Annotated in this window: 15 protein-coding genes; 7 read left to right on the forward strand and 8 right to left on the reverse strand. The window is 56.3% G+C overall.

Features of this window, described 5'->3' with window-relative positions; all coding sequences use genetic code 11:
- Nucleotides 1-100 precede the first annotated feature (100 nt).
- The 5 genes from RQI55_RS01660 (at nucleotide 101) to RQI55_RS01680 (ending at nucleotide 2,666) form a co-directional block, all read left to right on the forward strand.
- Nucleotides 101-277, forward strand: coding sequence for a hypothetical protein (locus tag RQI55_RS01660; RefSeq protein WP_243255343.1), 177 nt, complete (start codon nucleotides 101-103; stop codon nucleotides 275-277).
- Nucleotides 274-537, forward strand: a complete 264-nt coding sequence (locus RQI55_RS01665; RefSeq protein ID WP_042617301.1) for an accessory factor UbiK family protein — start codon at nucleotides 274-276, stop codon at nucleotides 535-537. The genes RQI55_RS01660 and RQI55_RS01665 overlap by 4 nt, the downstream gene beginning before the upstream one ends.
- A gap of 452 nt (nucleotides 538-989) precedes the next feature.
- Nucleotides 990-1,490 carry a YbjN domain-containing protein gene (locus RQI55_RS01670; RefSeq protein WP_042617300.1) on the forward strand — a complete coding sequence of 167 codons (501 nt, stop codon included), beginning with the start codon at nucleotides 990-992 and terminating at the stop codon, nucleotides 1,488-1,490.
- Between the two features lie 4 nt (nucleotides 1,491-1,494).
- Nucleotides 1,495-2,313, forward strand: coding sequence for a pyrroline-5-carboxylate reductase (gene proC / locus RQI55_RS01675; RefSeq protein WP_243255344.1), 819 nt, complete (start codon nucleotides 1,495-1,497; stop codon nucleotides 2,311-2,313).
- An 11-nt stretch (nucleotides 2,314-2,324) separates the two neighbouring features.
- Entirely contained in the window at nucleotides 2,325-2,666 is a 342-nt protein-coding gene (locus RQI55_RS01680) for a tRNA-binding protein (RefSeq protein ID WP_243255346.1), read from the forward strand.
- 20 nt (nucleotides 2,667-2,686) lie between these two features.
- On the opposite strand, the gene RQI55_RS01685 is transcribed toward RQI55_RS01680, so the two are convergent.
- From RQI55_RS01685 to RQI55_RS01700, 4 genes are all read right to left on the reverse strand, one after another.
- The gene (locus RQI55_RS01685) at nucleotides 2,687-4,048 is read right to left on the reverse strand and encodes an ATP-binding protein (protein WP_409233674.1); all 1,362 of its coding nucleotides are present in this window, start codon (nucleotides 4,046-4,048) and stop codon (nucleotides 2,687-2,689) included.
- 57 nt (nucleotides 4,049-4,105) lie between these two features.
- On the reverse strand, nucleotides 4,106-4,819 hold the full coding sequence (locus RQI55_RS01690) for a response regulator (RefSeq protein WP_042617296.1): 714 nt from the start codon (nucleotides 4,817-4,819) through the stop codon (nucleotides 4,106-4,108).
- 1 nt (nucleotide 4,820) lies between these two features.
- A complete protein-coding gene (locus RQI55_RS01695; RefSeq protein WP_311272307.1) occupies nucleotides 4,821-5,339 on the reverse strand; it encodes a MarR family transcriptional regulator in 519 nt (172 codons plus the stop codon).
- A 217-nt stretch (nucleotides 5,340-5,556) separates the two neighbouring features.
- The gene (locus RQI55_RS01700; protein ID WP_192064181.1) at nucleotides 5,557-6,156 is read right to left on the reverse strand and encodes a DUF1236 domain-containing protein; all 600 of its coding nucleotides are present in this window, start codon (nucleotides 6,154-6,156) and stop codon (nucleotides 5,557-5,559) included.
- Nucleotides 6,157-6,344: 188 nt separating this feature from the next.
- Between RQI55_RS01700 and RQI55_RS01705 the strand changes: the two genes are divergently transcribed.
- A complete protein-coding gene (locus RQI55_RS01705) occupies nucleotides 6,345-6,989 on the forward strand; it encodes an MBL fold metallo-hydrolase (RefSeq protein ID WP_311272306.1) in 645 nt (214 codons plus the stop codon).
- Between the two features lie 156 nt (nucleotides 6,990-7,145).
- Here RQI55_RS01705 and RQI55_RS01710 read toward each other — a convergent pair whose 3' ends face one another.
- The 4 genes from RQI55_RS01710 to RQI55_RS01725 form a co-directional block, all read right to left on the reverse strand.
- Complete coding sequence (locus tag RQI55_RS01710; protein WP_042617292.1) at nucleotides 7,146-7,361, reverse strand: cold-shock protein; 216 nt, start codon at nucleotides 7,359-7,361, stop codon at nucleotides 7,146-7,148.
- A gap of 446 nt (nucleotides 7,362-7,807) precedes the next feature.
- Nucleotides 7,808-8,704 (reverse strand): DMT family transporter, encoded by an 897-nt coding sequence (locus RQI55_RS01715; protein ID WP_311272305.1) that lies wholly within the window; start codon nucleotides 8,702-8,704, stop codon nucleotides 7,808-7,810.
- A gap of 125 nt (nucleotides 8,705-8,829) precedes the next feature.
- A complete protein-coding gene (locus RQI55_RS01720; RefSeq protein WP_155398778.1) occupies nucleotides 8,830-9,102 on the reverse strand; it encodes a hypothetical protein in 273 nt (90 codons plus the stop codon).
- A gap of 234 nt (nucleotides 9,103-9,336) precedes the next feature.
- Nucleotides 9,337-10,254: an EAL domain-containing protein gene (locus RQI55_RS01725; protein ID WP_311272304.1), complete on the reverse strand. Its 918-nt coding sequence runs from the start codon at nucleotides 10,252-10,254 to the stop codon at nucleotides 9,337-9,339.
- 205 nt (nucleotides 10,255-10,459) lie between these two features.
- Here RQI55_RS01725 and RQI55_RS01730 point away from each other — a divergent pair, with 205 nt between their 5' ends.
- Complete coding sequence (locus tag RQI55_RS01730) at nucleotides 10,460-11,662, forward strand: pyridoxal phosphate-dependent aminotransferase (protein WP_042617288.1); 1,203 nt, start codon at nucleotides 10,460-10,462, stop codon at nucleotides 11,660-11,662.
- Nucleotides 11,663-11,673: the final 11 nt, after the last annotated feature.

Raw genomic sequence — 11,673 nt, forward strand, 5'->3', positions numbered from 1 at the left:
CGTATTCCATTGTCATTGCGTTGAGAGCAAGGAACTTAAGAGTGCTACGGTTGGGCGCCGGATACCTCTTCTATTCTTTTACCCGGCGAGAAAATGGCGATTGAAAGAGGTATGGTCAAGGCGATTCTTCGGCGCAATGGTGGCCGGGCCCGTGGCGTTTGAAGCGGTGTCGCTTCCTTATTTTTCTTGCAAGGCGGCGGATGAGTGCCTACCTGAGATGCATGACCCGGAAGAGCAAATGACCTTTCCAGATATTCATGAGGAAACAGCACCATGACAACGACCGGAACCAACCGAATTTTCGATGAATTCGCCAAGATCATGACTGATGCGGCCGGTGCCGCGCAGGGAATGCGCAAGGAAGTTGAATCCGCTTTTCATGCGCAGGCCGAGCGTTGGCTGAACAGCCTCGATCTCGTCAAGCGCGAGGAGTTCGAAGCCGTCCGCGAAATGGCCATTCAGGCCCGCGACGAGAATGATGCTCTGCGTGCACGCATCGAAGCCTTGGAAGCAAAGTCCTCCACGACCGCTTCCTAAGCCGTTTTTTCGACTGCTGATTCTGATGCCGGGCCTTCCCAAAGGTCCGGCATTTTTCATTTCTGTATCATTTCGAAGCAGTTTGCGCCGTAGTGGGGATTCGGGACCCACAAGCAAGCAATTTCATTCAGTTTTTTTTAACGTCTGTGGAAACGTCCAAAAAACACAATTGGCAGAGTCAGTTATGACTCACAACTGAGGTTTCGTAAGAGGAGATATACACAGTTCTGATTGTAAAAACGGGATGCCGGGGGTGGCGCGGGGACTCGCTCGTTATACACTGATTTTCAATGATGATTCGAAACGAACCCCGTAAGCTCCAGACATGTTTGCAGCGTTATTCTGGCGGCGTCGGGCATCATCCGTAAGTATTGAAATCCGGCATTTGCGTGTGCGTTTTTGTGCCTTTGCGTGCGAGACAGAACATTCATTTCCGGCTGAGAAGGTGCCGTATGAGCCTAATGGAATTTGAAGTCGAGCGTTACTCAAACCCGGTCGATATGATCGAGTTCGTTGCCGCGTCTAACGACTGGTCGTTCGAGCGCTCCGGCGAAGATGAAATCGCTATGACCGTCGAGGGCAAGTGGGCTGATTATCACGTCTCGTTCTCGTGGATGGAGCAGTTCGAAGCGCTGCATCTGGCGTGTGCATTCGATCTTAAGATCGCCGATCACCGGGTCAATGAAGTCATCCGCCTTCTGGCGCATGTCAACGGCCAGACGCTGATGGGGCATTTCGATCTGTGGCGTCAGGAAGATGTCGTCATTTTCCGTCAGTCCTTGTTGCTGGCAGGTGGCGCGGAGCCGACAAACCAGCAGGTCGAAGTGCTGCTCTCCAGCGCGCTTGAGGCTTGCGAACAGTATTTCCAGGCATTCCAGTTTGTTGTCTGGTCCGGCATGGAAGCCAAGGCTGCCATGGAAGCCGCGCTGTTCGAAACAGTCGGGGAAGCCTGAGCCTATGGTGTCGCTTGCATCTGGTCCGCTTGTTCTCATCGGCGCTGGCAATATGGGCGGCGCCTTGCTCTCTGGATGGCTGAAAAAGGGTGTCACGGGCTCATCGGTCATCGTTATCGATCCCGGTCCGTCCGATGCGATGATGGGCGTGATTGCGGAAGCCGGTGCCACACACCTCACCGCGCCACCGGAAGATACGGTTGCGGGCATTCTGTTTCTGGCAGTCAAGCCACAGTTGATGGATGTCGTTCTGCCTGCGTTGAAATCCATGGTCGGGCCACAAACCGTTGTCGTGTCCATCGCGGCGGGTAAGACGCTTGATGGTATCGAAGCCCTTCTTGGTAAGTCCGCGGCCATCCGCGCAATGCCGAACACGCCTGCGATGGTTGGACGCGGCGTGACGGGTGCATTCGCCAATGAGGCGGTGACAGAGCAGCAGCGTTCCCTCGTCGAAACGCTGCTGAAGGTCAGCGGTCCGGTGGAGTGGGTTGCGACCGAAGGCGATATCGACGCGGTTACTGCATTATCAGGCAGTGGCCCTGCCTACGTTTTTTATCTCGTGGAGTGCATGGCAGAGGCAGGTCGCAAATGCGGCTTGCCGGCGGACCTCGCCATGCGCCTGGCACGGGAAACCGTCGCGGGGGCTGGTGAATTGCTTCATCAGTCCCCCGAGGACGCTTCACGCTTGCGCAAGAACGTCACGTCGCCCGGCGGCACGACTGCGGCAGCACTCTCGGTTCTGATGGATGACAATGGCATGCAGCCGCTGTTCGACAAGGCCATTGCTGCCGCCAGAAAACGCGCCGAAGAGCTGGCTGTTTAAAGAGGGTCTCGATGAGTGAGCCGATCACCTATGCAGACTTCGAGAAGGTCGATATTCGCGTCGGCACTGTTGTCGAGGTCGAGGCCTTTCCCGAGGCGCGGAAGCCTGCATTCAAGCTGAAAATCGATTTCGGGCCAGAGATCGGCGTCAAGAAATCGTCGGCTCAGATCACCGTGCATTACACGCCGGAAACGCTTCTGGGACGGCAGGTTATGGCGGTGGTCAATTTTCCGCCACGCCAGATCGGTCCTTTCCGCTCCGAAGTCCTGACGCTTGGTTTTGCCGATACGGACGGTGCCATCGTGCTTGCCGGTGTGGAACGTGCCCTTCCCAACGGCGAGAAGATGTGCTGAGGCAAGCGGTCCCCGCGATCTCAGACCGGGATTTTGACGATCACCCTTAATCCACCCTGCGGACTGTCATCCAATGTTACGTCGCCACCATGGCTTCGGGCGATGTCGCGCACGATAGACAGGCCAAGCCCGGTGCCGGAGGCGTCCAGATTGCGCGCTTCATCCAAGCGATGAAACGGCTTGAACACATCCTCCCGTGAGTGCTCAGGAATACCCGGGCCATCATCATCGAAGACGAAGCTAATCGATTTCGGTGCCTTGCGGATTTCAACGGCGAGCGTTGTGGCATAGCGGTGGGCGTTTGCGGCCAGATTTCCGAGCAGACGTGAGAATGCAGTGGGGCGAACGGAAAGCTCCTGTATGCCATTGAGCTGATAGCTGAAGGTCTTTCCGCAGGACTGGAAATCATTGGCAAACCTGTCGAACAGGGGGCCAAGTTCCAGCGTTCCAACCGTCTCTTCTGTGTCGTCGCGTGCGAAGGCCAGATAGGCCTCCAGCATGGACTGCATATCGTCGACGTCCTTGTCCAGTCCTTCAAGATCGGGGTTGTCAGCTGCCAGCGCCAGCTGAAGCTTGAAGCGCGTCAGGATGGTGCGAAGGTCATGGCTGACGCCGTTCAGCATCGCGGTGCGCTGCTCCATCTGCCGCTCGATGCGCTCCCGCATCAAAATGAAGGCAAGGCCCGCGCGGCGCACCTCGTCGGCACCTCTGGGCGAATAGGCTGTCATTTTCTGCCCACGACCAAAGCTTTCTGCGGCTTTTGCCAGCGCCAGAATGGGTCTGATCTGACCACGCAGGAACAGAATGGAAATTCCAAGCAGGACCAGCGACGCCCCGGCCATCCAGACGAGGAAGATATGCGTGTTGGAAGCATAGGCCTGGCTGCGACGCGTGAAGACGCGCAGGGTCTTGTCGTCAAGCTGGATGCGTATTTCCACCAGCGCACCATTGCCGAAAGTGTCGAGCCAGAAGGGTTTGCCAATCTGCTGGCGAATCTGGTCTGCCAGAATGGTATCGAGGATGGAGAACAGGGGTTGTGGTCGCGCCTCCGGCAACTCCTGTTTCGGCTCGATATAGACACTGAGATCGAGCTTCTCGCGCGCGATGTTGATGACCCGCTGGTAGTCATCTTCCTCAGGGTCGGTTTCCAGCAATTCGATGACGGCTGCAATATCGCGGGTCACGGCGGCAGAGAGGCGCTCGGTCACAAGCTGCCAATGGCGTTCCATGAACACAGCAGCGACAACGACCTGCAACAGAACCATGGGCAGAATGATGATGAGAAGCGAGCGTGTGTAAAGGCCCGTCGGCAGCCAGTGCCGCAGCCACCGGGCGGAAGAACGCCAGGCTCGCATGGGGGCGCTGTCTTGAACTGCGGTCATCAAATCGCCGATTGCCATTTTCGCCCACTCTCACTCGCCTGCGCGGGGCACAGGCTTTTAATCGACACTCAGACGATAGCCGATGCCACGCACTGTCTGCAGGTAAACCGGGTTTGCAGGGTCGTCCTCGATCTTGCGACGAAGCCGGTTGATCTGCACATCGATGGTGCGTTCGCCCACATCTGCCTCCGCATCCACAAGCTCGTGGCGCGGAATGGTTTCGCCGGATCGCAGAGCGAACAGAAGCATGATGTCCTGCTCGCGGTCGGTCAGCCTGATGATGTCGGCGCCGCGCCGCAATTCCTTGCGGGGCACGGAGAAATTATAGGGCCCGAAGATGATCTGCTCAATCTTTGGCGTGTCGGGCGAGGCGTTGCGCCTCAGGATATTGTTGATGCGCAGCACCAGTTCACGCGGATCAAACGGCTTTGCCAGATAGTCGTCGGCACCAGCTTCCAGACCGGCAATCCGCGCATCGGCTTCGGAGCGGGCCGTCAGAAGAATGACCGGAACCGACTTGTTTTCGTTGAGCGACTTGGTCAGCGACAATCCGTTTTCGCCGGGCATCATCACATCGAGGATAAGCAGGTCGAAGCGTATGCCTTCCATCTTCCGGCGTGCTTCGGCGGCATCTGCTGCTGCGGTAATGCGGTAGCCCTTGTCACCCAGAAAGCGCTGCAGCAAAGCGCGGATTCGCGAGTCGTCATCAACGATCAGCAGGTGAGGGGCGTCGTCATCCGCCAATGGCTGCCGGGGCGAATTGCTCACCATGTCATTCCTCCACTGCGTTCAAAACTCTGTCGGTGGCGGGATCACGCATGCGCGCCAGAAATTCGCGCACGCAGGCGCGCGCTTCTGGCTGCATGGCTTCCAGCGCCCGGTCGATGCGGCGAGACTGGGGATCGCTGAGTGCCAGCGCCAGCTCACGGCCCGTTAGTGTCGGATAGAGCCTGCGCTGGCGGCGATCTTCAGGCCCGGCCATCTGGCGGATATAGCCATCATCGATCAATTGCTTCAGCACGCGCGCAAGGCTTTGCTTGGTGATCTGCAACGTGTCCAGCAGGTCGGCCACGGTCATGCCCGGCTGGCGGCAAACAAAATACACCACGCGGTGATGCGCCCGGCCATAATCCAGCTTGGAGAGGATCACATCAGGGTCGGACACGAAATCTCGATAGGCAAAGAAAAACGCCTCGATCGTATCGAAGTCGATCTTTCCGTCATCGACATGCGGAAGCGCAGGGGCTTGCTTGAGAGCGGTCTTTTTCAGCGACTGCGCAGGCACTGTCATTCCTTCATTCTGGCTGGCCACGGGTGCCGGTTGGTACACATGCCGAGACACTACCCGAAAATGAGGCAAACGGGAGGATAGGCGTGATCATTTTGTGTTGCGATCGATAATATGGTGTCGGCTGGACATCAACATCAATATGGGCACGCGGGCCTGCGAACGCAAAAGAGCGCGGACATGCCGCGCTCTCCTGTCGTTCAAATTTGAAATCGAATGCTTACTCGTAGACGTAAACAACACGACGTGTGCTTGGCTCTACCAGAACCGCACGGTCGTTGATGCGAACATAGCTGTATTCGTAATCAGGAACTGTCACCATCTGTGCGCCAGCCGGAACAGTCGTGCCAACAACGACGTCGCCATCATAGGTGATCGTTTCGCCCGGATGCTGGTCAATGTAGGTCATGACCTGCTCAGGTGGGTTCACCTCACCGACACGTCCAAGGTTCGGGTCGCCCGGGTTCGGCTCTGACTGAACATTGGATGTCTTCTCATAGGTCACGACTGGAACGTTGATGTCGCTGCGGCGCTCACGAAGAATAACCGGCGCGCCTTCATACATCACGTTGAGATAATCGGCATTCGCCCAACCACGCAGGCCGTTCACCTCGACGCGGCACCAGGCGCTGCCGTCGATGCAGCCATCAAGCACGGCATCGCTGCCGCGTGTTGCCAAACCGACTTCCGGGTAGTCCTCACCAGGACCGGACCGCACGGAAAGATCGGACGCAGTCGTGGCAACCATTGCTGCATTGGCATATCCGGCGAGCAACGCAAAAGCGCCACCGGCAATCATGATCTTGAGCTTCTTGTTCATTGGTCTTACTCCTTTGAAGGTCGGGGCAAGAACGCGCGAACATCAGGTCTGTTCCGAATTTCATGATCGCTAAAATACAATCTGCTCATACCGATTGGATATTGCACAGGCTTCGTAAACGCCGCCGCTTTGTTGTTTAACCGTGATGAGCAGTCTATAGAGATGCTGTTTTTTGAGAAGGAGAGACCATGGGTAAGCTACAGGCGGGCATTATTCCCGTGACGCCATTTCAGCAGAACTGCACAATCCTTTTCGATGAAGACACCAAGGAAGGCGTCATTGTCGATCCGGGTGGCGATGTCGATGTCATCATCCAGACGGTGACCGAAAACGGTATCAAGCTCAAAGAAATCTGGCTCACGCATGGTCATCTCGATCATGCTGGCGGGGCAAAGGAACTGAAGGAAAAGCTGTCTCTGCCTATCATCGGCCCGCATGAGGATGACAAGCCGCTTCTGGAGCGCATCGAGACGCAGGCGCAAACCTATAGCATTCCCGGCCTTCAGAATGTATTGCCGGATCGCTGGCTGGAGGATGGGGCCACCGTCTCCTTCGGCGATCACGTCTTTGAAGTTTACCATTGCCCCGGCCATGCACCCGGTCACGTCATCTACTACAACCGTGCGCAGGCTTTCGCCCATCTTGGTGATGTGCTGTTCAGCGGCTCGATTGGCAGAACGGATCTTCCCGGCGGCAACCACGAGCAATTGCTGGCATCGATCCGCAACAAGGTGCTGCCATTAGGTGATGAGGTTGGCTTTATCTGCGGCCACGGCCCCGGAGGCCGCATTGGCGAGGAGCGCCGCACCAATCCCTATCTCAAGGGCATCTAGGCGGCAGCCTAAAAGGTTGCAATTGCGTGAGGATGACACGCGCGACGGCAGGGTCGTGCGTTTCAACCCGCAGTGGGCATTGTGTGTTCCTTCCCGCAAATCAAAAAAACCCGGCATTCCTGCCGGGCTTCAACGAGAATAGAAAGTCGTCAGAGGTTAGCCGTCGATCTGGAGATTGACTGCTTTTGGCCCTTTGCCGCGACGATCAGGTTCAGTGTCGAAGCTTACTTTCTGGTTTTCCGAAAGAGCGGACAGGCCAGAAGCCTGTACGGCAGAGATATGAACAAAGATATCGGCGCCACCATTGTCTGGTTTGATGAAGCCGAAGCCCTTGTCTGTATTAAAGAATTTAACGGTGCCAGTCTCGGCCATGCATCAGGTCCTTTTCGCTCTGCCCGTGTTCAGCTCCAGGCAGCATTACAGTTTTGCCCGTGAGGGCGTACGGCAGGCAGTTTTTGAATGTTGAGAATATGGACCTTTGCGTGGAAAGCTTTTGACGTTCTGATCAACGTTATTTTGTCCCCGCCGCTCGGAGTTTTTATCCCCGAGGCATTTGTTTTTTAGGCCTTCCCATGCTCGTAACTCGCCTGAACAGCAACAGATTGCTGTGTTTATTCTAAATTGGCAAGCAAAACTTTTGGGCCATATTCCGCGCCCGTTCACCTCTTTCAAAGCGGTTTTTGCGGCCAATAGCAGATTTTTTCTCGTGCTTTAGCAGTTGTGAAACGAAAACATCGCAATCGATAGGATTTTACACAAAATTTCGCGCAAAAAGAGTAAAGCTTTCTAGAGTATAGGGTCGCGTGAAGCTGTGTATTTCAAGAAATGCCCGTAGCGTTTTTGCGTTTTGACAATTCAGGAACCAGTTCAACCAGCAATATTGCGGTGAAAATAATAGCGCAGCCAATATAGCCTGCGGGCGAAATTTTTTCCTGCAGGAACATTGCCGCAAACATGGCCCCAAACAGGGCTTCGGACGATAGAAAGATCGCTGCCTGAGGCGCTGTCGTATAGCGTTGACCGATGACTTGCAGCACGAAAGCCAGGCCCGAGGAGACGAGACCGACATAAAGGATCTCATAGATCGAGGATGCGATAGCCGTGTAGTTGATAGGCTCCACGAAAGCGCCCGCGAGCATGCTCAGCACTGCACAGACGGCAAACTGTGTGCAGGAGAGTGCAAGGGGCCGGTTGCTTTGCATGACGAACCGCCCCGCCAGCGTGATCTGGATTGCCCAGAAGAAGGCGCAGACGATGCTCAGCATGTCGCCGGTGGTCAGGCTGCTCATGCTTCCTCCCGACAGGAGAAAAATACCGCACAGCATCATCAACGCGCCGGGCCAGACGACCCAATGCGGGTAGCGTCGGTAAATGACGACGGCGATGACCGGCACGAAGATGACATAGAGGGCGGTGAGGAAACTGGAATTGGTGACTGAGGTCGTCAACAGCCCGACCTGCTGGGTGGTTGCTCCCATGAGGAGGGCAAGACCGACGAGAATGAACGCCTTGAACTCGCCCCGGCTCGGGGGTGTCTTCAAGCGGCGGGTTTCCATCATCGCGAAGGGCAGCACGGCAAATGCGGCAATGGCAAAGCGCAGACCTACAAACCAGAGCGGGCCAATCGTATCCATGGCGGTGGATTGCGCCACGAAGCCTCCACCCCAGATCGCAGCGGCGAGCAAGAGAACGAGATTGGCTTGAATGCGTGTCATGGGTCACCAAAAGCAGGGGCCGTGCGACCGCATAACCCTTTTCAACGTGGCGCTGATCTATCAGCTAAGAATTGCCACGGCAAGAACAGGCGAGGGGCCTTTGCAGATGGTTCGAAGCGGGGTTATCAGTCGCGACGCTGGCGCTGGAATGTCTCGCGAATGCTGTTCACTGTCAGCATTATGCCACCAACGGCCAGGGTCGCAAAACCTGTGACCAGAAGAACGATCACAAATATGCGGTCGGATGCCTGGGAGATGGGGGCGGCGGCAATGGCGGATGTGTGGATGGGATCTACCATTTCAGCGGCATGGGATGATGTGGCCAGCCCGGCTGCCATGGTGATCATCACGATAAGGGCGGCCAGCGCCATCCATAGCGTGAAAAGTATCCGTTGCATTCTCAGCCGGTCTGCAGACTTCCGATCATTGAGAAACATCGTTGCGGTCCCTGTTGCACGTCGTTGCGTGTCGAATTTTTTTAAGAAATGAAAGTCATGCGTCGCTGCAATCGAATTGCGCGACGTGGCTTTAAAATTGGCTTGGAAGTGGACGCCATGGAGACCGAAATCGGACCGTCCGGCGTATTTATTGTGGCCATATCAAGGCAGTGGTTAACGGGGTTTAAACAGCGTTCAAATTCCGCGTTTTCCGAAGGTGCGAACCGGTTTTGGACCACGCGGCTCAATCGGTGCTTTCGGGAGTGAAGCCTCCTGGCGCGGAGTGGCATAAGCCGGTGATCGTGCTCCGGAGGCAAGCTCCGGGAACCGGTCGTTGAAGGTCGTCGGCGCCAGCTCGGGGCGGGCCAGCGCATAGCCCTGCATCAGCGAGACACCGAGGTCCCTGCAGATGGCGATTTCGCGTTCTTCCTCGAGTGCTTCGAAAATCGGCTCGATACCTTCGCTCTCGAACTGTTTGACGATGACGCGCAACAAGGCGGCCCCTGCCGAATTGCGCATAAACTCGCGCGCCCACGCTGCCTCGAATTTCACGTAATCGGGCTTGATCAGCTTCACGCGCTCAATATCGGTATCACCGGCCACGAAGCCGGGAAGGGCAACGCGAAACCCCATGGCACGCATGTGTCCGGCAAAATCTGCGAGAAGGCTCGCCTCGGAGGCGCCGTTCTCGGCAATTTCGCACACGATGCGATCCGCAGACATGCCCGCTTGATGAGCCGAGAGCCGCATGCGCTCCACTTCCTGACGCATCTTGGCCGGGGTACGAAACAGGCCGGGGTGAAAGTTGACGAAGATGCGGACGCGTGTGCGCTCCAGCGCGCCGGTGTTCAATATGTGGATGGTGCGCAGAATGCTGTCTATGGCCTCGATATCGCCGGGGCGCACCTGGGCAAACAATTGGGCCGGCGGCACCAGCTCAAGGCCCTGATAGGGGCGAACAAGACCCTCGAAGGAATCGATATCGAGACGCCCATCGGGCAGGCGCCGGAAGATCGGCTGAAGCGCGGATTTCAGTGTGAATGGCGCATAGGTCGTGGACCAAGAGCCATCAGCTTCGCGCACAAGATTGGAGAAAATGCTTTTCGGTGTCATGTCGGTGTACCCGGAAGATCATTTCAACCTGTACACAGTAACGCAAAAGCGTTTCGTGCTGGTTAAGCAGCTTATAAAATGCCGTGGGGTAACGTTTTCATGGCAATTGGTCTTGAAAGAGACCTTGTCTTTCTACATACCAAGTCGCGCAGAGGGCGACCGTCGCAGACCTCTGCCGATGTCAATTTCAACAGGACCGATAAAAATGGCCTTCCTTGCCGACATTCTTTCCCGCGTAAAGCCTTCCGCTACCATCGCCGTTTCCCAGAAAGCCCGCGAATTGCAGGCGCAGGGTCGCGATGTCATTGGTCTTGGCGCAGGCGAGCCGGATTTCGATACGCCCGACAATATCAAGGAAGCAGCCATTGCCGCGATTAACGCCGGCAAAACGAAATACACGCCGGTTTCGGGTATTCCCGAACTGCGCAAAGCTATCGCTGAAAAGTTCAAGCGCGAAAACGGCCTCGACTACAAGCCAGAGCAGACAATCGTCGGCACGGGTGGAAAGCAGATTCTTTTCAATGCCTTCATGGCAACGCTTAACCCCGGCGACGAAGTTGTTATTCCAACACCTTATTGGGTCAGCTACCCTGAAATGGTGTCGATCTGCGGTGGCACGCCGGTGTTTGTTCAAACAACGCTGGAAGGCAATTTCAAGCTGACGGCGGAAGCCCTGGAAAAGGCCATCACGCCGAAGACCAAGTGGTTCCTGTTCAACTCGCCATCCAACCCATCGGGTGCGGCTTACACCCATGATGAGTTGAAGGCGCTGACTGACGTTCTCGTCAAGCACCCGCATGTCTGGGTTCTGACAGACGACATGTATGAGCACCTGACCTATGGCGACTTCAAATTCGTGACGCCTGTCGAAGTCGAGCCATCGCTCTATGATCGCACATTGACGATGAATGGCGTTTCCAAGGCCTATGCGATGACTGGCTGGCGTATTGGTTACGCCGCTGGCCCGTTGCAGCTTATCAAGGCCATGGACATGATCCAGGGCCAGCAGACATCAGGCGCGACATCCATCGCGCAGTGGGCAGCCGTGGAAGCGCTCAACGGCACGCAGGACTTCATTCCGGCCAACAAGAAGATCTTCGAAGGCCGTCGTGATCTGGTTGTCTCCATGCTCAACCAGGCCAAGGGCATCAATTGCCCAATGCCGGAAGGTGCGTTCTACGTTTACCCATCCTGCGCTGGCCTCATCGGCAAGACAGCCCCATCGGGCAAGGTCATCGAGACGGATGAGGATTTTGTGACCGAGTTGCTGGAAACGGAAGGCGTTGCTGTCGTTCACGGCTCTGCCTTCGGCCTCGGCCCCAACTTCCGCATTTCCTATGCAACATCTGAGAAGTTGCTGGAAGAGGCGTGCAACCGCATTCAGCGCTTCTGCGCAAACTGCCGCTAATCGCGATTTTC

Origin of the sequence: Rhizobium sp. WCS2018Hpa-16, assembly GCF_031843705.1 — a bacterium.
Taxonomy (GTDB): domain Bacteria; phylum Pseudomonadota; class Alphaproteobacteria; order Rhizobiales; family Rhizobiaceae; genus Agrobacterium; species Agrobacterium tumefaciens_C.